At 45.4% G+C, this 23,349-nt stretch carries 19 protein-coding genes; 12 read left to right on the top strand and 7 right to left on the bottom strand.

All coding sequences use genetic code 11. The annotated features are described in order from the left end of the window. Positions 1–146 precede the first annotated feature (146 nt). On the top strand, positions 147–407 hold the full coding sequence (locus tag GWR56_RS00535) for a hypothetical protein (protein ID WP_162429252.1): 261 nt from the start codon (positions 147–149) through the stop codon (positions 405–407). Between the two features lie 54 nt (positions 408–461). Here GWR56_RS00535 and GWR56_RS00530 read toward each other — a convergent pair whose 3' ends face one another. After that, positions 462–1,352, bottom strand: a complete 891-nt coding sequence (locus GWR56_RS00530) for a M12 family metallopeptidase (RefSeq protein ID WP_162429251.1) — start codon at positions 1,350–1,352, stop codon at positions 462–464. A gap of 215 nt (positions 1,353–1,567) precedes the next feature. Here GWR56_RS00530 and GWR56_RS00525 point away from each other — a divergent pair, with 215 nt between their 5' ends. The 3 genes from GWR56_RS00525 to GWR56_RS00515 all read left to right on the top strand — a co-directional run bounded on the left by GWR56_RS00525 (position 1,568) and on the right by GWR56_RS00515 (position 6,363). Further along, the gene (locus GWR56_RS00525) at positions 1,568–1,930 is read left to right on the top strand and encodes a helix-turn-helix domain-containing protein (protein ID WP_162429250.1); all 363 of its coding nucleotides are present in this window, start codon (positions 1,568–1,570) and stop codon (positions 1,928–1,930) included. A 116-nt stretch (positions 1,931–2,046) separates the two neighbouring features. Continuing rightward, positions 2,047–4,824, top strand: coding sequence for a TonB-dependent receptor (locus GWR56_RS00520; RefSeq protein ID WP_238395281.1), 2,778 nt, complete (start codon positions 2,047–2,049; stop codon positions 4,822–4,824). Positions 4,825–4,905: 81 nt separating this feature from the next. Then, complete coding sequence (locus tag GWR56_RS00515) at positions 4,906–6,363, top strand: hypothetical protein (RefSeq protein ID WP_162429249.1); 1,458 nt, start codon at positions 4,906–4,908, stop codon at positions 6,361–6,363. Between the two features lie 81 nt (positions 6,364–6,444). Here the strand turns inward: GWR56_RS00515 and GWR56_RS00510 are convergent, their stop codons facing one another. Further along, on the bottom strand, positions 6,445–7,737 hold the full coding sequence (locus tag GWR56_RS00510; protein WP_162429248.1) for a hypothetical protein: 1,293 nt from the start codon (positions 7,735–7,737) through the stop codon (positions 6,445–6,447). 180 nt (positions 7,738–7,917) lie between these two features. Here GWR56_RS00510 and GWR56_RS00505 point away from each other — a divergent pair, with 180 nt between their 5' ends. The 3 genes from GWR56_RS00505 (at position 7,918) to GWR56_RS00495 (ending at position 10,643) form a co-directional block, all read left to right on the top strand. Further along, the gene (locus GWR56_RS00505; RefSeq protein WP_162429247.1) at positions 7,918–8,262 is read left to right on the top strand and encodes a hypothetical protein; all 345 of its coding nucleotides are present in this window, start codon (positions 7,918–7,920) and stop codon (positions 8,260–8,262) included. A gap of 3 nt (positions 8,263–8,265) precedes the next feature. Beyond that, positions 8,266–8,820 carry an arylesterase gene (locus GWR56_RS00500; protein ID WP_162429246.1) on the top strand — a complete coding sequence of 185 codons (555 nt, stop codon included), beginning with the start codon at positions 8,266–8,268 and terminating at the stop codon, positions 8,818–8,820. 107 nt (positions 8,821–8,927) lie between these two features. Then, positions 8,928–10,643, top strand: coding sequence for a GMC oxidoreductase (locus GWR56_RS00495; protein WP_162429245.1), 1,716 nt, complete (start codon positions 8,928–8,930; stop codon positions 10,641–10,643). Positions 10,644–10,683: 40 nt separating this feature from the next. Here the strand turns inward: GWR56_RS00495 and GWR56_RS00490 are convergent, their stop codons facing one another. Beyond that, positions 10,684–12,018 carry a rhodanese-like domain-containing protein gene (locus GWR56_RS00490; RefSeq protein ID WP_162429244.1) on the bottom strand — a complete coding sequence of 445 codons (1,335 nt, stop codon included), beginning with the start codon at positions 12,016–12,018 and terminating at the stop codon, positions 10,684–10,686. Between the two features lie 134 nt (positions 12,019–12,152). On the opposite strand from GWR56_RS00490, the gene GWR56_RS00485 reads away from it, so the two are divergent. After that, positions 12,153–12,668, top strand: coding sequence for an O-acetyl-ADP-ribose deacetylase (locus GWR56_RS00485; RefSeq protein WP_162429243.1), 516 nt, complete (start codon positions 12,153–12,155; stop codon positions 12,666–12,668). Positions 12,669–12,703: 35 nt separating this feature from the next. Here the strand turns inward: GWR56_RS00485 and GWR56_RS00480 are convergent, their stop codons facing one another. Continuing rightward, complete coding sequence (locus tag GWR56_RS00480; RefSeq protein WP_162429242.1) at positions 12,704–13,108, bottom strand: EVE domain-containing protein; 405 nt, start codon at positions 13,106–13,108, stop codon at positions 12,704–12,706. Positions 13,109–13,264: 156 nt separating this feature from the next. Here GWR56_RS00480 and GWR56_RS00475 point away from each other — a divergent pair, with 156 nt between their 5' ends. Beyond that, positions 13,265–13,528: a hypothetical protein gene (locus tag GWR56_RS00475; RefSeq protein WP_162429241.1), complete on the top strand. Its 264-nt coding sequence runs from the start codon at positions 13,265–13,267 to the stop codon at positions 13,526–13,528. 105 nt (positions 13,529–13,633) lie between these two features. After that, entirely contained in the window at positions 13,634–14,593 is a 960-nt protein-coding gene (locus GWR56_RS00470; protein WP_162429240.1) for a PAS domain S-box protein, read from the top strand. 5 nt (positions 14,594–14,598) lie between these two features. Here the strand turns inward: GWR56_RS00470 and holA are convergent, their stop codons facing one another. Then, complete coding sequence (gene holA, locus GWR56_RS00465; protein WP_162429239.1) at positions 14,599–15,621, bottom strand: DNA polymerase III subunit delta; 1,023 nt, start codon at positions 15,619–15,621, stop codon at positions 14,599–14,601. A 123-nt stretch (positions 15,622–15,744) separates the two neighbouring features. On the opposite strand from holA, the gene GWR56_RS00460 reads away from it, so the two are divergent. Further along, complete coding sequence (locus GWR56_RS00460; RefSeq protein ID WP_162429238.1) at positions 15,745–16,203, top strand: type I restriction enzyme HsdR N-terminal domain-containing protein; 459 nt, start codon at positions 15,745–15,747, stop codon at positions 16,201–16,203. Here GWR56_RS00460 and GWR56_RS00455 read toward each other — a convergent pair. Together GWR56_RS00455 and GWR56_RS00450 are read right to left on the bottom strand one after the other, a co-directional pair. After that, the gene (locus tag GWR56_RS00455) at positions 16,200–18,026 is read right to left on the bottom strand and encodes an ATP-binding protein (protein WP_162429237.1); all 1,827 of its coding nucleotides are present in this window, start codon (positions 18,024–18,026) and stop codon (positions 16,200–16,202) included. The two genes, GWR56_RS00460 and GWR56_RS00455, sit on opposite strands and share 4 nt — an antisense overlap. A 109-nt stretch (positions 18,027–18,135) precedes the next feature. Further along, positions 18,136–20,838, bottom strand: coding sequence for a valine--tRNA ligase (locus tag GWR56_RS00450; RefSeq protein ID WP_162429236.1), 2,703 nt, complete (start codon positions 20,836–20,838; stop codon positions 18,136–18,138). A gap of 382 nt (positions 20,839–21,220) precedes the next feature. On the opposite strand from GWR56_RS00450, the gene GWR56_RS00445 reads away from it, so the two are divergent. Next, positions 21,221–23,290, top strand: a complete 2,070-nt coding sequence (locus tag GWR56_RS00445; protein WP_162429235.1) for a M13 family metallopeptidase — start codon at positions 21,221–21,223, stop codon at positions 23,288–23,290. Positions 23,291–23,349 lie beyond the last annotated feature (59 nt).

Here is a 23,349-nt window from a genome sequence, read left to right as displayed (position 1 = left end):
ACAGAAGGCCCAGTATCCGCACGAAAATTAAATATCATTATATTTTGAATTGTTGGTTTAATATATAATATTTGATATAACCTATTGTAGTACAGTAATTAGTAATACATTTTTATTAAAACCTTCAACTAAACCTTTCACAAATTATGGAACAAACCAATCCTCAACAACAGCAAATTATTATTGTAGCCAAACAAAAGAGTGTTGGCACCGCATTTTTGTTAGCCTTTTTATTTGGGCCGCTAGGCTTACTGTACGCTTCGATACTTGGTGGCGTGGTAATGTTTTTCGCTACCGTTATCCTCTTTTTCGTTATCCCCATTATTGGTGCCGCGATCGCTTGGGTAGGATGTATTATCTGGGCAGTAATGGCAGCACAAAACGCTAATAAAGTTATTGTTAGATAACATAGCTAAGTTTCGCAAAATAAAAGGGCAGGGAACGTCTGCCCTTTTATTTACTTAATCCGGATATACCCTGGCGATAAACTTTTTATCCTTATCGCTCAGGTAGTAATTATAACCTATCGACGAACCGTCTGTAGTAAATTCTTTTGGTACAGGGTATTGCATAATCGATTCCGGGTCGAACTTGGTGTTGCGTACATCGTGCTTTTTATATTTATCAAAAATGTTATGGTCTACCTGTTTTCTTGTCCAATTGTTTGGCGGGCCGGTGTAATAATCGTAAACCGCCGGTTTATCCCAGGGGATATCAGCTACCGGGCTTAGCTGCTCGTGGCCCAGGCCAATGGCATGGCCAAATTCGTGCACTACGGTACGGCTAAATTCCTTATCCTCGGTGTGTTTGTTAAACCATCCAAAATTCATGGTTTGGTAAGCCTTATATTTTTCGGCGTCGGTACCCAGCAATGACCATGAACCATGGTCTTTGTTGATCTTGAAGCCTACACGTATGTTCGATTCGGACTTTTTGTTGGTAACCACAAAATGCAGGGTAGTATGGTTGGCCCATTTCCGGGCGTAAAAAATTACCTTGTTGCGTAAAAAGTCGCTGCCGTTTATAAAATATACTTTAAGCGTTTTGCCTTTTGGCCACTTGGTACCTTTTACAAAAACGCCTTTTTTGCTTACTTCATCATCCTCCTCATCTAATACAATAGGCTGGCTACTTGTAAACTTATCCACGCAAACTTTTGGGATAGCGTCGTCTGTGGCAAAATCAGATTCGTTTTGTTCATCAGAAGCGGTGTTTGCCAGTAACTCCTGGTCCGACGCATCGGCACCGGCGGGGCTGTTATTTGATGGTGATGTAATATCACCTTCGGGTGTTTTGGTACATGCAGATGCCATACAAGCTATCAGCATGGCTATCAGATATCTTTTACGCATAATTAATTCTTTTAAGGTAATTAAATTTCGTCCTGTATTATACTGTAACGCCTATGTATCAGATATGTTTAATTTTTTATTACAAACGAACACGTCAGAAAAGTATTGAGTTTGCCGGAGGCCGGTCCCTTAACTTTCATCATTTGTTGGGGCGGCCGCTATAGCAATTTTTAAGCAAATGTGCCTGCTTTATCAAAAATGTTTATACTTGCAGCATGTCTGATGAAGCAGTTGTAAAACGGATAAAGGTTATCGTTAAAGAACATGGCGGCCAGCTGGCCCTTGCCAATGCCATTGGGGTAGATCAGGGTTTTATTAGTAAGGTTATTAACCAAAAGCAGGATGTGAGCTATTACCTGATTCGTAAACTGTGTTTCCAGCTAAAGTACTCGCCCGAGTGGCTGATACTGGGCACGGGCGAAAAAATGATACACAAGCCCGATTCGGCCAAGCTGATAACCGAGATACAAATGCTGCGTACCGAGGTGGATATACTGCACGCCCGCATGCGTGCCTACGAACTGGAACTGCAGGAATTAAAGCAGCAAGGCGTGGCCGGGCGCCAAAAAGCTGGTTGATAACCGCTTCCAAAATCAGTTAACATTTTATTAATATTAAGTGGTTGTTATGGTAATAAACGCATAACATTCAACTAACATAGCGGTAATAGTTTTGCGGTATTAAATTAATACACGTGAAAAAAGTTTTATCTGCTATAACCATTATCATTGTTTTAAGCCTTAACGCAGGCAGTTTATTTGCACAAGGCACCGGCCGTATATCAGGCAAAATAATCGATCAGAAGACAAGCGAGACCTTAATTGGCGCCACCGTAAATATTGAGGGCACCACCAAAGCCGCCGCTACCGATGTAGAAGGCCATTATGTATTGGGCGGGCTTGCCCCGGGCAAATACACCATATTGGTGCGTTACATTGGCTATCAAAGCAAAACCGTATCTGATATCGAGGTGAAGGCAAACGCCAATACCCCGCTTGATATTACCGTAGCGCCGGCCGAGTCGCAGGCGCTTAAAGAGGTGGTGGTGCGCGCCACTTACCGCCAGGAGTCGGTAGGGGCTTTATATGCCATTCAAAAAAACAGTGTTTCCATATCTGATGGTATCTCGTCAGAACTGATCAAAAAATCGCCCGACCGCAACACCAGCGACGTGCTTAAACGCGTAAGCGGCGCTACCATACAAGATAATAAGTTTGTTGTAGTGCGCGGCTTAAGCGACAGGTATAACACCGCATCGCTTGACGGTGCGCCGCTGCCCAGCACCGAGCCCAACCGTAAAGCGTTCTCGTTTGATATTGTACCCTCAAGCCTGGTAGATAATATCGTTATCAGCAAAACCGCCAGCCCTGATATGTCCGGCGATTTTGCAGGCGGCAGCGTACAGATATTGACCAAAGATATCCCCGACCAAAACTTTGTAACCGTAGGCCTTGGTGTGGGCTACAATACCCAAAGCACTTTTAAAGATTTTAAAAGCGGCTACCGCAGCGGTATTGATTATTTGGGTTTTGACGATGGTACCCGCAAACTGGCAAACAATTTTCCGACTACCAGCCAGATCACCTTAAGGCAGTTGCCTGCTAAGCAGAATATACAGGCTATCAACACCCTTAATAACGATTATAACGTTTACACATCTAAAGCATTACCTACGCAAAACTACCAGTTGACCATTGGCAACGTAAAGGAAATAGGCGAAAACAAAAACCGCTTTGGTACCACCGTTGCGCTAACTTACCGCAACGCGCAAACCATTGTGCCCGACTTTATACAACAGTACGATAACTTTGATTATCGCAGCCAGCAGTATAAGTTTTCGACCAATATTGGGGCGTTGGCAAACTTTGCCTACAGCTTTGGCAAAAGTAAGATCACTTTAAAAAACTTGTATAACCGCGTTTTAGACGATCAGTTTACGAACCGTACCGGTGCCAACACCAGCACCTCGTCAAACGATAACCGTTTTTACGCTTTCGACCTTTTAGAGAAAGCGTTGTTTAAAACAACTTTAGAGGGCGAGCACGGCCTGGGGCAAAAAAGCTCTAAGTTAAAATGGAACCTGAGCTACAGCAATATACTTAACGACCAACCCGACCAAAAGAAAGTAAACTATACGCAACACAACGCCGGCGAAGACTTTATTGCACAGGTAACCAACTTGAATAAAGAGAACGCCCGCTTGTTCTCGCACCTTAACGAAAATATTTACTCGGGTAAGGTTGATTATAACGTACCGGTAAACCTGTTTAAACAAAGCACGCTTAAACTGGGTGTAAGCTCGCAGTACCGCGACAGGTCCTTCGACGCCCGGTTTATTGGCCTGGTGCTAAACACCAACGACCCCAATGCCGAGGCGATAAGGATGCGCCCGATACAAACCTTGTTTGGCCCAAATGTGATAGCCGCAGGTTTATACAACCTTGATGAATTGCAAAACCTGACAGACAGGTACACCGCCAATAGTACAACCAGCGCTGGCTATGCCATGCTGGATAGCAAAATTGGCGATCATGTGCGTGTGGTGTACGGTTTAAGGGCCGAAAAATTTGACCTTAACCTGCTAACCAAAGACCCTACTGCCAAAGCGGTTAACCTGGATAACCTTGATCTGTTGCCATCAGTAAACTTTACCTATGCGTTAACAGATAAAGCTAATTTAAGGGCATCATACTACCGTACCGTGGCGCGCCCCGAGTTCAGGGAGCTTGCGTTGTTCTCATATTACGATTACGAATTGCTGGCCAACCAGCAGGGTAACCCTGATTTGCAGCGCACGATAATAGACAATGCCGACCTGCGTTACGAATTTTATCCTTCGGCAGGGCAAATATTTTCGGTATCCGCATTCTATAAAAAGTTCCAGAACGCGATTGAGCCGCTGATACAGGACGAGAACTCGACTACCAACATCACCTACTTTAACTCTAAGTCGGCTTATGTGTATGGTTTTGAGTTGGAGGCCCGCAAATCGCTTGATTTTATTAACGGCAGCAATTTCTTTAAAAATACCACGGCTTATGCCAACCTTTCTATAAACCGTTCAAAAGTAACCAACCCTACCGATGGTATACCACGTTTAGAAAAGACCCGTCCGTTGGTTGGGCAATCGCCTTACGTAATAAACGCGGGCCTGCAGCATACCGAGTTGAATAACAAACTATCAATTAACGTGCTTTATAACCGCCTGGGCGAAAGGATATTTTTTGCAGGCGGCGGCAGGTTCTCGAGCATCTACGAGAAACCGCGTGATATGCTGGATTTTCAGATAGGCTACAAGGTTATTAAAAGCCGCGGTGAAATTAAGTTTAGCGGCAGCGACATCCTTAACCAGCGCTACAATTTTGTTTACCAGCTTGATGGCAAACCATACGCACCATCAGGTACCGGCACCACTTTTAAAAATTATGCAATGGGTTCAAGTTACTCATTATCATTTAATTACACATTTTAATAATATTTATTTGTTAAACGGCAGTTAATATTTACTTAATACGGGCGGCCGTTATTTGTTAAAAAATCGAGAGATATCAGCATGAAAAAATCATTATTATTTTTAGCGCTTAGCGCAGTTATTATGGCAAGTTCTTGTAGTAAAAAAGATGCCATTATCGACCCTATTGTTGACCCGCCTACCCAAACCGGCAACACCGTAGAGGTTAGCGGAGATATAGCTACCAACACCACCTGGACAGCCGATAAGATCTACACTTTAAAAGGCTTTGTATACGTTACCGAAGGCGCAACCCTTACCATTGAGCCTGGCACCATCGTTAAAGGTGATAAAGCAAGCAAAGGCACATTGATAATTACCCGTGGCGCAAAAATTTCGGCCATAGGCACACCGGCTAAACCTATTGTATTTACCTCATCTTTTGCTGCAGGTACACGTACAGCCGGCGACTGGGGCGGTATTATCCTTTTGGGTAAGGCGCCGGTTAACCAGGGCGACAACGTAAATATCGAAGGTGGCCTTGATGGTAAAGGTAACGATGCCAAATACAAACAATTTGGCGGTAACGATCCTAACGACAACTCAGGCACTTTGAAATATGTACGTGTAGAGTACGCAGGTATCCCATTCTCGCCCGATAACGAGATCAACGGTATTACTTTTGGCGGCGTTGGCGCCGGTACTACTATTGATTATGTAGAGGTTTACCGCTCTGGCGATGACGCTTACGAATGGTTTGGCGGTACAGTAAACGCTAAACACTTATTAGCTATTGGCAGCCTTGACGATGATTTTGATACCGACTTTGGTTTCTCGGGTAAAGTTCAGTTTGGTTTGGCACAACGTTATCCAACCATTGCCGACGTATCGGGTTCAAACGCTTTTGAATCTGATAATGATGGATCGGGTTCAGATAAAACCCCTCAAACTTCGGCTGTGTTTGCTAATATGACTTTATTAGGCCCTGTATTACCTGCATCAGCAGGTGCAACATTGCCAGCTGTTAATGCTAACTATCAGCATGCTGCGCAAATACGCCGCAACTCTGCCGAAAGTATCTTCAACTCCATATTCTCAGGTTTCCAGGAAGGTATTTATATCGACGATTCAAAAGTTGCAACAGCGGGTGCTACCTCAACAAACTTTACAGCCGGCCGTTTAAAATTTGCTAACAACATTATTTACGGAAGCAACAAAAAAGGTAACGAAGTAAAAGGTGACAACGCAACCCAGAAGGCTATTTTTGAAGCTACCCTGCGCGCTGCCAACATTTTTGACGCAAGCCAGTACGCTGATGCTTTGATAAACGATCCGTTTAAATTCTCATCAGACTTTGCATTGCCGGGTACACCAATATTTACAGTAAAAGCAGGCTCAATTGCTGCATCGGGCGCGGTATTTACCGACACCAAACTGGCCGATGCGTTTTTTGAGAAAGTAGCTTACCGCGGTGCATTTGGTACCGAGGATTGGAGCGCAGGCTGGGCTAACTATAACCCGCAGGTGATGCCTTACACAACACCAGGCGCAGTAAACTAATAATAAAATCAGTTAATAGTTATAAACAGAGCGGCTATCCATACGGGTAGCCGCTCTGTTTTTTATACCATCTTCAATTTGTTAACGGTTATACGGATACTCATTTATCCAGTGAAAGCCCCGGTTTAATAGCCTGAAATTTTTCAGGTCGTATTTTTTAAGCCGTATACTGATGGAATCTGTTCTCATGGTACCTTTTAGCAGCAGCACGTCTTTAGATGGTTGGCTGTAAGTGTAATGCGCTTTGCCGGTAGTATCAGCGTAGCTGTACATATCAATGGTATGTTTAAGCGTATCTATCTTAAAATCGTGCATCCGGCTGGTATCGTCGCTCATGATCACCCTCGCCCGGCCAGCATAACTAATAGTCAGCTTATCCCATCGGGTGGTATCCGTTTTAAGCGGCGGGATGGTGTCTTTATTGCGTACAAAGCTTTGCACGTTATATATGCCATATAAAGGTGGTTTTTTAGCGGCATCGCCATATTGGTCCATTGCTTCTACGTCACCGTAAAAGTTCATTACTACGGTGTATATCACCAATACATACTTTACAATGCACAGGGTAAGGTTTTTCCAGCGCTTCTTAAAAGTGTGCCGGCCTAAATTTGCGGCCGAAGCCGGTTTATTAAGGATAAAAAAATTTGTAAGCCGGATAAAGTCCTTGCTTAATATATACAGGCACATGATCACCAGCATGGTTGACAGCAGTTTAACAGGCACATCAAAAGCATAGTTGATAGCCATGATGTTACCCGCCACAACCAGCCCCACAATAGCGCCGAGTGTAGCGGTGCGCCGAAAAAATAGCAACACACCGCATGTAAACTCGGCAAAGCCTGTAAAGTAGTTAAAGCCGGTTGAATACCCCATGTAGGTCCAGGCCAGGCCCATAGGCGACGCATTGCCAAATGGCTGCAGCAACCTATCGGGCGATGGCGACGGAAACTGCAGTTTTATAATTTTTACACAGCCATAAGTTATCATGGTGATGGCTACATAATAACGTACAACTACCGTAAGCCAGTAAAATAAGTTGTTGTAATTGCGGGCTTTTCTATCGGCCACCGACCATATTACTGCACCAACAATTGCCGTAACAAAACAAAAAAACAGCAGCACATAATCGTATGTGGTGTCGCCGCTTCCATTGGTAAACACGGTTATGGGCTTACTTAAATGCAGTACATGCTTACCCAGCCAAACAACTAACGTGTGTACAGGCTCAATATAAATTTCGTACAGCTTATCAATATTAGGCAAAACGCCGTTGGGGTTAAAAACAATGTACGCAATAAAAAATATCATGAAGAAGCGCAAAGAGAGCTTGCGCAATGGCGACCAGTAGGCCGGTTCGGCTGCGGTGTTTGTCATTTAATTAAGGTTGGCTACCCTAAAATAATAATAAACCGTTTATTTTAAAGCATTTACACCCTTTAAAATTGAGTACGCGGTAAGTTTTGGCTTAAAACAAATGTTTATAATTACTAAATAACAGGCAACGCAGCGCTTATTTGGTACAACATTTGTTTTTTGATAACCAAAGCGCAGCCAATGATACCTATATACTTTACAGTGGGGAATGACAGGCCTGTAAAGGTTATACCGAACACGCAGGCCCGGGTGAATGGTCATCAGGTAATAACTTATACTTATAATATTTATAATGACGGGGGTTTTGATGTGGAAGAGGAAGACCGCCAGGAAAGCGAACTGCTCCTGGAAAAAAAGCTCGACCCCAATTACCTGGGTTATATAACTTTTGAGGAGCCGGGCAAATTGTTTACATACACCGCCGACGGCCGCGATGAGCTAACCACAGAAGAGATAGAAGAAATTATAGAAAGCGTAAGCCATTACCGCGACCACCCCGGTCTGTGGAATTTGGAGGGGAACTGATCCATGCAAAATATATTATTTTTTGGTGATAGCCTCACAGCGGGCTATGGGCTTGGTAATGCCGCGACCCAATCGTTCCCGGCGCTTATCGGCGACAAAATAAACGCCCTGGGGCTTCACTATCAAATAATAAATGCCGGCCTTAGCGGCGATACTACAATAGGCGGCCTTTCCCGGTTGGATTATTGGCTAAATAAACCTGTTGATGTATTTGTGCTTGAATTAGGTATAAACGATTTACGCAAAGGCACGCCGGCTGGTAGTATTGCACAAAACCTGCAGCAAATAATTAACAGGGTTAAGGCCCGGTACCCGCAAGCCAGGCTGGTATTGCTGGGCATGGAGGTGCCTGCATTTTTGGGTGGCCATACGGCCCTCGCCTTTAACGGCATATACCGTAAGCTGGCAATGGATAACCAAATGGCTTTTGTGCCTTTTTTGCTGGCCGGCGTGGCTGGGGTTAAACACCTCAATTTATGGGACAGGCTGCACCCCTCGGCCGAAGGGTATAAGGTTGTGGCCGAAACCGTTTGGCCGGTGATATGGGAAGTGTTGTAAAGGTTTCGGCATGCAGGTTGACTACAGGAAGTATTTGACAATAGCGTCAATATATCTTTGCGCTTACGGTTAACAATCGCTAATTTCAATTTACAAAACCGGTTATAATGGTATATGTAAATTCAAACAAGCTTGCGGCTAATACCTTTGATGCTATCGTGATAGGGTCTGGCATCAGCGGCGGCTGGGCCGCTAAAGAGCTTTGTGGCCAGGGCCTTAAAACTTTAGTGCTGGAACGCGGTAAAGATGTGGTGCATTTAAAGGATTATCCTACAGCGACAAAAAACCCCTGGGATTTTCCGCATCGGGGCCAATTGCCCTTGCAGGTTAAGCAGCAAAACCCCATTGCCGAAAGGTGTTATGCATTTGGCGAAGCGTCTGAACATTTTTTTGTTAAAGATAAGGAACACCCCTATGTGCAGGATAAACCCTTTGACTGGATACGCGGGTACCAGGTTGGCGGTAAATCGCTGCTTTGGGCACGGCAAACGCAGCGCTGGAGCAAATTTGATTTTGAAGGCCCCGCGCGCGACGGTTTCGCGGTAGACTGGCCCATACGCTATAACGACCTGGCGCCCTGGTACACCCACGTGGAGCAGTTTGCGGGTATAAGCGGTAACCGCGATGGCCTGGAAACACTGCCCGACGGCGACTTTTTGCCGCCATGGCAAATGAACGTGGTGGAAAAGGAGATCCAAAAGCGCATTATGGCCCATTACCATGACCGGGATGTTATCATTGGCCGCTGCGCGCATCTTACCCAACCCAAAGAAATACATTTGCAGCAGGGCAGGGGCCAGTGCCAGGCCCGCAGCCTGTGCGAACGGGGCTGCCCTTTCGGCGGATATTTCAGTTCTAACTCATCTACCCTACCCTGGGCCGCAAAAACAGGTAACTTAACCCTTCGGCCAGATTCGGTTGTACATTCCATCATTTACGACGAAAAAAAACAAAAGGCCGTTGGCGTAAGGGTGATAGATGCGCATACCAACAAAGCCATTGAGTATTTTGCCAGGATCATTTTTGTTAATGCCGCTGCTTTAAACAGCAACCTTATCCTGCTTAATTCAACATCGGGCCGCTTCCCCAATGGTTTAGGCAACGATAACGGCTTGCTGGGTAAATACGTTGCATTTCATAACTACCGCGGTTCTATGACGGCCAGTTTTGACGGGCCTATGGATAGTTATTATTACGGGCGCAGGCCAACAGCGGTGATGATGCCCAACTTCCGGAACGTACGTAAACAGGAGACGGACTTTTTGCGTGGTTATATGACGTTTTATACCGCAACACGCCCGGGCTGGGGCCATTTTACCCAAGGCGCACCCATTGGCGCGGACTACAAAAATGCCATTGCCGAACCCGGCCCATGGGGAATTTATATGATGATGCAGGGCGAAACCATACCTAAGGAAAGCAACTTTGTACAGCTAAGCCGCCAGCAAAACGATAAATGGGGCATACCGCAATTACGTATTGCCGTTGATTATGATGATAACGATGAAAAGCTGCTGAAAGACTTTTTGGTGCAAGGTGCCGAAATGCTGGACAAGGCAGGCTGCAAAGATATTGCCACTAATGATAGTAAACAGGCGCCGGGGCTTGATATTCACGAAGTGGGCGGCATACGCATGGGGCACGACCCTAAAACATCGTTACTGAACAAGTGGAACCAGTTGCACGCATGCCCAAATGTATTTGTAACTGATGGCGCATGTATGACGTCTACCGGTACGCAGAACCCTTCGCTTACCTTTATGGCCCTAACCGCGCGCGCTGCAAATTACGCTGTAAGCTCGCTGAAAAAAGGCGAAGTGTAGCTATGTGTAATATTACTTGATGCAGTTTTAACGCCGGGACTTACTTCCAGTCGTTAATGGCTTCGCCAAGGTCATAAACCGGCACGCCGGTTATTTTACTTTCGACAATACCTGCCGCCGCTGCCGAGCGGTAACCCGCGGCGCAGTGCACCACTATGGCTTTATCGGCCGGTATTTCGCTTATACGCTCGCGTAACTCGGGCAAGGGAACGGTAAGGGCGTTGTTGAATAATTTGCCTGCCTTTATTTCGGCCCAATTGCGCACGTCAATAATGGTGTAGTTATCCGGGTGAGCTTTAAAAGCATCGTATTTAAGCTCAGGCGACCGCTCAGTGGCGACTTCAGGAGGTAGCATCGCGGCAATTATGTTTTTTTCGTAACCAATTTTAGCTGTTTTGGCTATCATTCGCTCTAATTCCTCATCATTGCCGGCAATTAAATAAAACTGTTCATCAGGCCCTATCACCGATCCCAGCCAAGTCTCGAATTTTTCAGCGTCCTGCAGGTTGATCGAGCTTTTAACGTGGCCAGCGCGGTAAACATCTTTGGTGCGGGTATCAATAACTAAAGCGCCTTTTTCCAAAGGGATACTTTTCGACGGCCGGTTTACCATGCCAATACTTTCCTCAAAATTAGGCGCGCCGGTTTTATTCAGCTCTACATCATAACCAAAATATTTTGGCATAAAGGGCTGGTCGGCAGTTAAGGTTTTTACAAATGCCATTTCGTCCATCAGCTGGAGGGCGTAATTTTCGCGCAGTTCTTTGCCAATGGTGGTTTGCAGGTCGGGGCTCATGCTTTTACCACATAGCGAGCCGGGACCGTGGGCGGGGTAAACCGTAACATCGGCGGGCAGCACCATCAGCTTTTCGCGGGTGCTATGGTACATTTGCCGGGCCAGTTCCTCCTTTTTTGCGGTAATGTTACCTGCGTTCTCGCGCAGGTCGGGCCGGCCCACATCGCCGGCAAAAAGCGTATCGCCGGTAAATACGGCACAGTCGCGACCGTTTTCGTCCTCCAGTAAAATACAAATAGAATCGGGCGAATGGCCTGGGGTGTTCATAGCCTTAAGTTTGATATCATCAAGGGATATCACGTCGCCGTCGTCAAAGCTTTCGTGCGGGTATCCGGCGCCGGCCAGTTTGCTCACATAAATTACCGCGCCGGTAGTTTGATGTATCTCCAGGTGCGAACTTACAAAATCGGCGTGGGGGTGTGTTTCAATAACGCCGGTGATGTCCGCGTTATGCAGGGCGGCAAAGTCATAGTATGGCTGCGGATCGCGGGCAGGGTCGATAACAACCATCCGGCCCGAGCGGATAATAGCGTACGAGGCATGTGCGAGGCCCTTATCGTAAAATTGGTGAACTATCATATAATGTGTCAGTGCCGCAAAGATATACGTTTAGTTGAATGGTTGAAAGCCATCAGTGTAGGGGCGAGGTAAATATTGACAATATGCCGTATGCAGTTTTAAAACATACGTTAAGTATTGTTGGTTAACCTGATATGGATAAACGTATAATACTGCGGCAGGGCGATATTACCAAACTGGCCGTTGACGCTATTGTAAATGCGGCCAACAGCAGCCTCATGGGCGGCGGCGGCGTTGATGGCGCCATACACCGTGCGGGCGGCAAGGAGATACTGGAAGAGTGCGTTAAAATAGTTAACCGGCAGGGAGGCTGCAAAACCGGTAATGCTGTAATTACCACCGGCGGCAAGCTGCCGGCAAAATATGTGATACACACCGTGGGGCCGGTTTGGGGTGGTGGCAAACGCGGCGAGGAAACACTGCTTGCAAATTGCTACGTCAACAGCCTTGCCATAGCAGTGAGCAATAATGTTAACACCATCGCTTTTCCGAATATCAGTACCGGTGTTTACCGTTTCCCGAAAGACAAAGCGGCGGAAATAGCGGTTAAAACAGTTAACGAATTTCTATATCGGAACGAAGAAATTCAGGAGGTAATGTTTATTTGTTTCGACGACGAGAACTATAGAATTTACCAGAAATTACTCTAAAAATCTTTAATTTTTTTAAGAATTTTTCCGGAAAGTTAGCTGCCTAATTCAATTATCCGGTCAAATTCTTCACGCTTTAATGCCATTACTGATAAGCGCCCCTGCCTGATCAGCCCGACGTCTTTCAGGCGTTCATCGGCTTTTATTTGTTCCAGGGTAACGGGTTTTTTTAACGGTTCAACGGGTTCAAGGTCAACCACTACCCAGTTGGCATCATCGGTTGTAGGGTCCTGGTAAAACTCTTTCACCACGCGGGCAATGCCCACAATTTCCTTACCCTCGTTGCTATGGTACCACATTACCAGGTCGCCTTGTTTCATCAACTTTAAGTTGTTGCGGGCCTGGTAGTTACGAACGCCATCCCAAAAGGTGCGGCCTTCTTTATTAAATTTTTCCCAGCTATATTTTACAGGTTCCGATTTTACAAGCCAATGGTTCATATTAACAGTATCAGGGGTGTTTAGTTTGTTGCCTTAACTTGCGGTAAAGGTGACAAAATGCCTTGAAAAACTAAAATTATTTGATCCCGAATATATTTAACAATACTATATACTACTATAAATAATTGCGATATTGTTGGCTAAACCTTAACCATCATGATAGAAATCAACGGCATTTATACAGGCAAAAACCTATATGTACAAAACCCTTTCAGTAACTCGGGTGAAACTTATTGTGTTTACGAGGTTAAAGTGAACGGCATGACTGCCTCGGATCCATTTGAGTCCTCGGCTTTTGAAATAGATCTAAGTAAATATTCTTTTAAGTTGGGGGATGCCGTTACGGTACATATATACCATAGAGATGGCTGCCTGCCAAAAATTTTAAACCCCGAAGTGTTACAGCCGCGTACTCATTAGTGAGGCATTCATTTCCTTTTACGAAAAAACTAATTTATAGCTAATCTTAACGCCATATTATATATAATTGTATTAATAGTGTTTATCTGCGTAGCTATGTAAATTATGTCTTTAAGGATCAGTAACGATGATGCCAGCTTTAGTGTGTTGTTCCATCACAACCCAAACCCCATGTGGATTGTGGAGGTTGATACGCTGATGTTTAAAGAAGTGAACGATGCGGCCATAAAACACTATGGCTATACCCGAGAAGAATTCCTGTATGATATAACACTTTCGCAAATACGGCCTGTTTATGAACAGCAGGATATGCTTGCCCTTATCAAACGGATAAAGCATAGCCAAACTGTAAAAAAGGAACTCACTCACTTAAAAAAGGATGGCAGCACCATTTATGTGAACATTACATCGTACAATGTAACGTATAACGGCTGCCACTGCCGCATGGTTATTATACACGATATCACGGAGCAAAAACTTAAGGATATACAACTTACCGAAGCGGTAAAAAAAATTAACGAGACCCTGGAAAGTATAACAGACGGGTTTATTACGCTGGATAGTAAACTGTGTATAACTTACCTGAACAAGGAAGCGGAACGCATACTTGTAACAGAACGGGCCGCCGTTTTGTACAAAACGTTATGGCATTTATACCCATATTATCGCCAGCTGGAGGTTTTTAAGCAATTTAACTTTTCGCTCGAAAAACATGAAACGGTTAAGTTTGAAGAATATGTGGCGCCGCTGAATAAATGGATATGCTTTACCGTTTATCCCGGTTCCGAAGGGCTTGCAGTTTACTTTCAGGACATCAGCGGGCAAAAGCACGGCGAAGAACAGATAAACCTTAAAAACCAAAGCCTGGACCAGATAGCTTATATTAATTCGCACCTGATACGCAAGCCGCTGGCCAACATATTGGGGATCATCAATTCCTTAGACGGCACTCCCCATAACAACGAGCAACTGGAGCAGCCATTGAAAATGCTTAAGCTAAGCGCCGTTGAGCTTGATCATATCATCAAAGATATTAACGCCCGGGTTGAGAAAACCTTGACCTGATGCGGCTAATGCAATATTTTAAACATCAGCTCTTTCATCAAACCACCGTGGTCGGTGTTTGATTCTACACCCTTGCTTTTCAAATCGTACTCGCGCAGGTAGCTTATCACCTCAAAGGTTTTACCCAGGTTGTAACCACGCGCCGCCTGTTCATAATCCTTTAAAAAGTAGGGGCTAACACCCAGTTCGCGGGCAAGGTTTTGCGGGGTGCGGTCCTTAACATAATGGTAGGCCAGCACCTTGCTGAAAAAGTTATTAAGGTTACCCAATACCAGCACAATAGGATTCGATTTTGGGTTGGCATCGAAGTAATTTATGATCTGGTTGACTTTATAGGCGTCTTTTTTTGTTAAGGCGCTCTGCAGCTCAAAAACATTATACTCTTTGCTGATACCGATATTATCCTGTATCAGCTGTAGGGTTATTTCCTGGCCGGCAGTAACGTTAAGCATCAGTTTATCCAGCTCATTGGCAATTTTCGACAGGTCGTTACCCAGGTATTCGGCAAGCATGGCCGCCGCCTGCGGGCTTATCTTGTATTTCTTATAGTTTACGTAGCCTTCTATCCAACCCGGTATTTTGCTGTCGTACAAAGCTGCCGACTCAAACACCAGCCCATTCTTCTCGATAGCCTTATAGGTTTTTTTACGCTTGTCAAATTTGCCGTATTTATAGCAAAAAACCATTATTGTGCTTGGCAGCGGGTTTTCCAGGTAGCTTAGTATGGGGTTAATGTTTTTTTTATCGTCATCATCGCGGCCCCATTTCATATCCTGCGCCTCTTTGATCATCACCACCTGGTAATCGCTCATCATGGGGTAACGTTTGGCAGCGTTAATGGCCGTCATGATATCGGTGTCCTTGCCGTATAGTATGGTTTGGTTAAAGCCCTTTTCGGCATCGGTTAACAGGTTGTTTTCGATGTAATTGCTTATCAGGTCTATATAATAAGGCTCTTCACCGTGTAGCAGGTACAGGGGTTTAAACTTACGGTTCTTAAGGTCTTTTATAATGTCGGGAGCGGCCATGGGTTAAGCCAAAAGTAAAAAGTTAAAAGTAAAAAAGTAGTGTTTGTGGAATAATAAACCTCAACTTAATTAGATATACTATGCGTTTTGACTTTTTACTTTTTACTTTTGATTTATTCAAAAATGGATTTATTGCAGCCCCTTAACTTACCGCCATACCCTTTTAAGCTTACCGACCAAAACGGCAAGCTAACGGTGTTTGACGAGTTGCGGAAGAAGACCATTATTATTACCCCCGAAGAGTGGGTTCGGCAGCATTTTGTCCAATACCTGATCAGGCAAAAGCAATACCCCAAAACATTGATAAAGCTGGAAGGGGGGCTTAAGCTGCACGGCATGGCTAAACGCACCGATATTATTGTGTTTAACCCAGCCGGCCAAAAAATACTGCTTGTTGAGTGTAAGGCTCCTTCGGTTACGATTAACCAGGCTACCTTTAGCCAGGCGGCCCGCTATAACATGGTACATAAAGTACAACTTATGGCAGTAACCAATGGTTTACAGCATTATTACTGCCACATTGACCACGATACCGAAAGTTTTAAGTTTTTACAGGACCTGCCTGCTTATAATATGCTTTAACTGTTTACAGCAGCTACCAGGTTTTGCATCTTTTCCATCAGCTCATCTGGTTTAAAGGGCTTGGCCACGTAATCGTTCATGCCGGCGTTGATCACCTGTTCGCGTATATCAAACAAGGCGGATGCTGTTAAGGCTATGATCGGAATATTCGCTTTGGCCGGGTCGGGCATTTTGCGTATTTCCATGGAGGCGTCGAAGCCGTTCATCACCGGCATTTGCAAATCCATTAAAATAATATCGAAGTTGCCATATTGCATAATTTCTACGGCGCGCTCACCATTTTCGGCTATCGTTGGCACTATCTTCCATTTCGAAAGCAGCTTTTTCATCAGCATAACATTAACCGGATTGTCCTCGGCAATCAAAACACGCAGGCTGCTGCTGCCGTCCTCAACTCCGGCCACATGCGGCTGTTGCTGTTGTTGTGGCTGCGGTTCGGCTGTGGGTTCTTTTACCCGGGCAACGGCTTCGGTGGATACCGGGAACTCCATATTGAACGAGAATTCCGAGCCTTCGTTCACTTTGCTGCTTACATGCATCTGCAGGTTTTGCAGCTCAAGCAGGCGCTTTACAATAGCCAGCCCCAGGCCGGTGCCGCCGTATTGGCGGGTAGTGGTTATCGATTCCTGGGTAAAAGGCTCGAATATGGTTTCGAGGTTTTCTTTTTTGATACCAATACCGGTATCTTTTACCGAAAAACCAACCGTGATGTTATTATGACGGTCTTCTAAGCAGGTTACCCTCACCCATATATTGCCTTGCGCTGTAAATTTTATGGCGTTGCTAACCAGGTTAAAAATTATTTGGGTTAAGCGGGTGGGGTCGCCAAATATTACCTTACGCCTCAACGAGCTGTCGATATCCAGCTTAAACAACAAGCCTTTTTCCTCGGCTTTAATAATTTGCCCGCCGCAGATATTTTGCATCAGGTCAACCAGGTTAAACTTGATCTTCTCGAACACCACCTTGCCTGATTCTATCTTATTAAAATCAAGTACATCGTTAACAATAGCCAGCAAGTTATTGGCCGAGAATTTCAGTATCTCCAGGTTTTCGCTTTGATCTTGCCGGGGGTTATTCATCAGCAGCAGGTTGCTCATGCCAATTACCGCGTTTAACGGGGTGCGTATCTCGTGCGACATGGTGGATAAAAACTCCGACTGCACCTGCGACGATTTTTCGGCCTTTTCAATGGCCCTTTCAAATTTTATATTCAAAGCCGCCTGCTCTTCGCCGGTTTCTTTAAGCTGCTTTATATTTTTTAAAAACGCGCTGTAAAAGTGGCTGTGAATAAATATGATGAGGATAAAATTGGCGAAAATGGCGATAATAGTGGTTGACTGATCAGACTTTTCAGGCTTGAAATCGATATAATAATTGTGGTCATACTGCATTACCATAAATATCAATACCGGCAGCAGGTTAAGCAGCGAAAAAAACATCCCCCAGTTTTGCCCCAGCATATAAAAGCTGAATACGATAACCAGGATGATGATTTGTATGGTAATGATGTTTACATCCTGCATGATCACAAACACCGTGGCCAGGTTTATGAGCGTACCCATTACAAGCAGTATGTGCGATATGGTATGCCAGTGTGGTTTATAGGTTAGATACTTGAACAGCGCAATGATAAGCAAGAGGGTAGCACCTAATGTAAGGGACATTACATGCAAATCCTGAAGGTATACGCTCAGATACAGCGCGCCAATGCCAACAATAGCTAACAAAAAGCCATAGTATAGCAAGCGGATGCGGGCCTGGTCAAGTATTGACTGCTCCCGGGTAAGTATTTTATTAATAGAGAAATTAAAAAAATCCACTTCCTTTGCTTGCCGGTAAAATTAGGGCGAACTAAAATATTAAATATTGCGGTAATAATATACACAATAACTTAATAATTAAGTATCAACGTGCCTTTATGCCATGCAATTAGCCTGCCAGGCCGCGTAAATTATCTTCCACTATTTTTAACCGGGCCTCGGCATCAGCTTTCTTTTTAAGTTCGTTCTCAATTATCTCGGGTTTGGCATTTGCCATAAAACGTTCGTTTCCCAGTTTGGCGTTTACCGACTTCAGGAACCCTGCCAAATAATCGCTTTCCTTTTCAAGCCGGGCCCTTTCAGCTTCAACATCAATTTCTATGTTAAGGGAGATAAAAAACTCGTCGGTACCTGCAATAAAGCTATTTGCGCCGGCAATTGCATCGTTCACCAAACTCACATCGCTGATGTTGCCCAGTTGCTTAATAACGCCTTCGTACGTTTTATAATTAATAGCCGAATTTGTTTTTACCGCTAACGGTAACGTGTCCTTAGGCGATAATTTATTGCTGTTGCGCGTGTTTCTTACCTGTGCTATTACCTGCTGCACTACTTCTATCTCGGTAACCAGGCGGGTATTTATTTGCCCGATAACTGGCAGTTGTGCAACAATACAGCAATCCAGATCCGCCCGGGTGCCAAACAACTCATCATGCCAAAGTTCTTCGGTAATAAACGGCATATAAGGATGCAATAGCTTCAATATATCCTGAAAATAAGCTACCGTAGCATTGTAGGTTTCGCGGTCGACTTTTTGTTTTTCAACGCCTTGCTGGTAGGCGGGTTTTACCATCTCCAGGTACCAGGCGCAAAAATCGTCCCACACCAGTTTGTAGGTGGTCATGAGCGCCTCAGATAACCTGTATTGTTTAAAGTCGCTTTCAATATCAACCAATGCCTGGTTCAGCCTGCTGCCAAACCATTCAATGGCAATTTGATTTGCCGGCGCAATACTATCGTCGGCTTCCCAGCCCTTTACCAGTTTAAAGGCGTTCCATATTTTATTGGCGAAGTTGCGGCCCTGTTCGCAGTAGCTTTCGTCAAACATCAAATCGTTACCCGCAGGCGAGCATAACAGCATACCCACGCGTACACCATCCGCCCCGTATTTTTCTATCAGGTCTAAAGGGTCGGGCGAATTACCTAACGATTTGGACATTTTGCGGCCCAGCTTGTCCCTCACAATACCGGTTAGGTACACGTTGGTAAAAGGTTTTTGCGCGCGCAGTTCGTGCCCTGCCATGATCATCCTGGCTACCCAGAAGAACAAAATCTCGGGGGCAGTCACCAGGTCGTTTGTTGGGTAGTAATAGTTTATCTCGGCGTTATCAGGGTTGCGTACGCCATCAAAAACCGACATCGGCCACAAACCCGACGAGAACCAGGTATCTAAAACGTCTTCGTCCTGGGTAAGGTCGTTTATAGTAAGCGATGCATCAATTTTTTGCGCCTGGGTTAATGCTTCTTCTTTGGTTTTGGCTACTACAAACTCGCCGTTTGGCAGGTAGTATGCCGGTATTTGCTGACCCCACCATAGCTGGCGACTGATGTTCCAGTCCCTAACGTTCTCCATCCAATGGCGGTAAGTGTTGATAAATTTCTCGGGTATCAGCTTTACATCGCCATTCAGCACATAATCCAGGGCAGGTTTAGCCAGCTCGGGCATTTTGCAAAACCATTGCATGCTTAGCTTTGGTTCTATAGCGGCGTTTGTGCGTTCGCTGTAGCCTATCTGCGAGGTGTAATCTTCTGTTTTTTCAAGCGCGCCGGCCTCTTCCAGGAGCACCGCTATTTTTTTACGGGCGGCAAAACGGTCTTCGCCTACCAGTATCTGCGCCTTTTCGTTAAGCGTGGCGTCGTCGTTTAAAATATCAATAACCGGCAGCTTATGGCGCTGGCCAAGCTCGTAGTCGTTCAGATCATGCGCCGGGGTAACCTTTAAACAGCCGGTACCAAAGTCCATGGTTACATATTCATCCAGTATAACCGGTATCTCGCGGTTTATCAGCGGAATAAAAACCGATTTGCCATGCAAGTGCGTGTACCGCTCATCATTTGGGTTGATACATATCGCTGCATCGGCCATAATGGTCTCAGGGCGCGTGGTAGCGATGGTTAGGAAGTCCGAATGTCCGGAAGTCGGTGAGTCCGAAAGATAGGCTTCGTCTTTCGGACTTCCTGACTTTCCGTCTTTCTGACTCAAATAATATCGAATATAATAAAGCTTCTGATTTACCTCCTTACGGATAACTTCCTCGTCGCTAACGGCAGTTTTCCCCTGCGGGTCCCAGTTAACCATACGCACGCCGCGGTATATCCAGCCTTTTTTATGCAGGTGAATAAAGTAGTCTATAACCGACTCGCTCATATCCTCGTCCATGGTGAATTTGGTGCGTTCCCAATCGCACGAAGCGCCGAGCTTTTTCAATTGCTCCAGGATGATGCCGCCGTATTTTTCTTTCCATTCCCAGGCGTAGTTCAAAAACTCCGCGCGGGTAAGGTCTTTTTTGCTGATGCCCCGCTCTTTTAGCATGGCCACAACCTTTGCTTCGGTAGCAATGCTGGCGTGGTCTGTACCCGGTACCCAGCAGGCATTCTTGCCGTTCATCCTGGCGCGGCGTATCAAAACATCCTGTATGGTATTGTTTAGCATATGGCCCATATGCAGCACGCCGGTAACGTTTGGCGGAGGGATCACAATGGTATAGGGTTCGCGTTCGTCAGGTACCGACCTGAAAAAATTGTGTTGTAACCAGTAACTATACCATTTTTCTTCGGCTTGTGCGGGCGAATAGGTTTTTGCAATACTCATAGCCTGCAAAAATAACTATTTGGCGCTAATTGGGAATAGGTAAATGAGATAGCCTCTCCCCAGCCCGTTGCAAAGGAGCCAAGATTATTTAAAATTGGTTTTAACGCCCTCTCCCGCGGAGAGGGTTTGGTGAGTTTTTATGTGGAACAATTATAAATTAATCGGTTTAAACAGTCAGCAACAATATTTTTACATATAGGCGTTTATACATTGTAAACACATCCAGACATGAAAACAGTGCCCTTAAATCGTTTTTTGGTGGCTTTTATCAAAATGTCGCGCCTGTCAGTTGTTATCAACTGGTTTAATAAATAACTGCGCCTGCTCAAATATTTGCCATCCCGCGGATAAAAAATTAACTTCATAGTTTTACTGATTTATCATGAAACTAAAGTTTACCAATTTAATGCTGATGGGTGCGCTGTGCCTGTCGGTAACCGCTTTTGCCGGTAACGGCCCCAAGCCCGCCAAGCAAAAACATCATACTATCCCGCCAAAAAAATATATCGACCCGGCCAATATGGATCTGTCGGTAAAACCCGGCGATAACTTTTTTGAATATGCCAACGGCAACTGGATAAAACAGAACGCCATACCTGCCAAAGAGACCCGCTGGGGCAGCTTCAATATTTTAAGGCAGGAAAATACCGACCGCCTGTTGGGCCTGCTCAACGAGGTTAGCAAAACCCCGGGCCAGCCAAAAGGGAGCCTTAAGCAGCGCGTTGGCGATCTTTACGCCAGCGGTATGGATAGCCTTACTATTGAAAAGAAAGGCTATACACCAATTGCAGCCGACCTGGCGCGCATTAACAAGATAACCGATCTTAACGGCGTTGTGAATGAACTGGTTTACGAGCGCGTTAACGGAATAGGCAGCCCACTGTTTGGTTTTGGCGTTGGCCAGGATGAAAAAAATGTCGACCGCTATATTGTTAGCTTAAGGCAAGGCGGTACCACCCTGCCCGATAGGGATAATTACCTGAAAAGTGATGCCCGCACTCAAAAGATACAGGACGCGCTGAAAACTTACATTACCACGTTGTTTACCTTAACTGGTACCAGCGCAGACGAGGCGGCTAAAAACGCGGATGTGATCTTCGAATTGGAAAAAGCGCTGGCAAAATCGCAACTGAGCCGTGTAGCTCAGCGCGACCCTCATTTAACCTACAATAAGCTGTCGGTTGCTGATTTTAGCAAAACCACCCCGCATTTAAACTGGGTGAAGCTGTTGCCTATGCTTAAGGTTAACGGCCAGGATACTATCATAGTTGGGCAGCCCGCGTTTTTTAAAGATGCTGATGCACTGCTGGCTGCCACGCCGGTAAACGATCTGAAAACCTATTTAAAATGGAACATATTAAAGGGTTCCGCGTCGTCGCTGAGCTCTCCGTTCGTTAAGGCCGGGTTTGCGTATAGCAGCAGCCTTAGCGGCCAAAAAGTACAAACGCCGCGTAACGAGCGCATGAGCGGCCTGATAGACGGCAGCATTGGCGAGTTGCTTGGCCAGTTGTACGTGGAAAAATACTTTACCCCGGCGGCGAAAAAATACATGGTTGACTTGGTGAACAACCTTAAGGTTACCCTTGGAGACCGCATAAAACGCCTTGACTGGATGAGCGAAGAAACAAAGGCACGCGCGCTTAAAAAACTGGCTGCGTTCCGCGTTAAAATTGGCTACCCTGATAAATGGGAGGTTTACAACGGCCTGGTGATCAACCGTGATGATTATGCCGGAAACTTAAGGCGTATAGCCGTATGGCGTTATAATTTCAACGTTAGCCGCCTGGGCAAACCGGTAGACAGGACACGATTTGGTATGACCCCGCCAACCGTAAATGCATCATACAACCCCACCAATAACGAAATTGCTTTCCCGGCCGGGATACTGCAATTCCCGTTTTTTGATTTTGGTGCCGATGACGCCATAAATTATGGTGGTATAGCTGCGGTTATAGGCCACGAAATGACACACGGCTTTGACGACGAAGGCCGCCAGTATGACGCCGACGGCACCCTGCGGGACTGGTGGACAAAAGACGACGCAGATAAATTTAAAACGCGCGCCGATAAGGTAGTAGCCCAATACAATGCCTTTACCCTGGTTGATACCATGCACGTAAACGGCAAGCTTACCTTGGGCGAAAACCTTGCCGACCTGGGCGGACTTAACGTTGCCTATGAAGCTTTTAAGAAAACCAAACAAGGTCAATCAAACACAAAAATTGATGGCTTTACGCCCGACCAGCGTTTCTTTTTGTCGTGGGCACAGGTTTGGAGGAGTTCGCAGCGACCGGAGGCAGCAGCGCAGCGTATCCTGACTGATCCTCACTCGCCCGAGCAGTTCCGCACCAACGCCCCGGTTACTAATATGGATGCCTGGTACACCGCCTTTAATGTAAAACCAGGCGATAAAATGTACAAAAGCCCCGAGGATAGGATAAATGTGTGGTAGAGGTTTAGATATTAGAGGTTTGTTAGTCAGAGACTAAAAGCATTTGATTGATATAAATA

This window comes from Mucilaginibacter sp. 14171R-50, from assembly GCF_010093045.1.
GTDB lineage: Bacteria > Bacteroidota > Bacteroidia > Sphingobacteriales > Sphingobacteriaceae > Mucilaginibacter.
The sequence above is the reverse complement of the archived record's forward strand: the minus strand, read 5'-3'. Positions and strand labels throughout refer to the sequence as shown.

Bases quoted from the DNA above. Each gene is read 5' to 3' on its own strand.
- GWR56_RS00505 (WP_162429247.1), top strand. From the start codon at position 7,918: ATGATACCTATATACTTTACAGTGGGGAATGACAGGCCTGTAAAGGTT.
- GWR56_RS00460 (WP_162429238.1), top strand. From the start codon at position 15,745: ATGGATTTATTGCAGCCCCTTAACTTACCGCCATACCCTTTTAAGCTT.
- GWR56_RS00500 (WP_162429246.1), top strand. From the start codon at position 8,266: ATGCAAAATATATTATTTTTTGGTGATAGCCTCACAGCGGGCTATGGG.
- GWR56_RS00480 (WP_162429242.1), bottom strand. From the start codon at position 13,108: ATGAACCATTGGCTTGTAAAATCGGAACCTGTAAAATATAGCTGGGAA.
- GWR56_RS00470 (WP_162429240.1), top strand. From the start codon at position 13,634: ATGTCTTTAAGGATCAGTAACGATGATGCCAGCTTTAGTGTGTTGTTC.
- GWR56_RS00445 (WP_162429235.1), top strand. From the start codon at position 21,221: ATGAAACTAAAGTTTACCAATTTAATGCTGATGGGTGCGCTGTGCCTG.
- GWR56_RS00515 (WP_162429249.1), top strand. From the start codon at position 4,906: ATGAAAAAATCATTATTATTTTTAGCGCTTAGCGCAGTTATTATGGCA.
- GWR56_RS00495 (WP_162429245.1), top strand. From the start codon at position 8,928: ATGGTATATGTAAATTCAAACAAGCTTGCGGCTAATACCTTTGATGCT.
- holA (WP_162429239.1), bottom strand. From the start codon at position 15,621: ATGGCCGCTCCCGACATTATAAAAGACCTTAAGAACCGTAAGTTTAAA.
- GWR56_RS00485 (WP_162429243.1), top strand. From the start codon at position 12,153: ATGGATAAACGTATAATACTGCGGCAGGGCGATATTACCAAACTGGCC.
- GWR56_RS00475 (WP_162429241.1), top strand. From the start codon at position 13,265: ATGATAGAAATCAACGGCATTTATACAGGCAAAAACCTATATGTACAA.
- GWR56_RS00525 (WP_162429250.1), top strand. From the start codon at position 1,568: ATGTCTGATGAAGCAGTTGTAAAACGGATAAAGGTTATCGTTAAAGAA.
- GWR56_RS00535 (WP_162429252.1), top strand. From the start codon at position 147: ATGGAACAAACCAATCCTCAACAACAGCAAATTATTATTGTAGCCAAA.
- GWR56_RS00450 (WP_162429236.1), bottom strand. From the start codon at position 20,838: ATGAGTATTGCAAAAACCTATTCGCCCGCACAAGCCGAAGAAAAATGG.
- GWR56_RS00490 (WP_162429244.1), bottom strand. From the start codon at position 12,018: ATGATAGTTCACCAATTTTACGATAAGGGCCTCGCACATGCCTCGTAC.
- GWR56_RS00530 (WP_162429251.1), bottom strand. From the start codon at position 1,352: ATGCGTAAAAGATATCTGATAGCCATGCTGATAGCTTGTATGGCATCT.
- GWR56_RS00510 (WP_162429248.1), bottom strand. From the start codon at position 7,737: ATGACAAACACCGCAGCCGAACCGGCCTACTGGTCGCCATTGCGCAAG.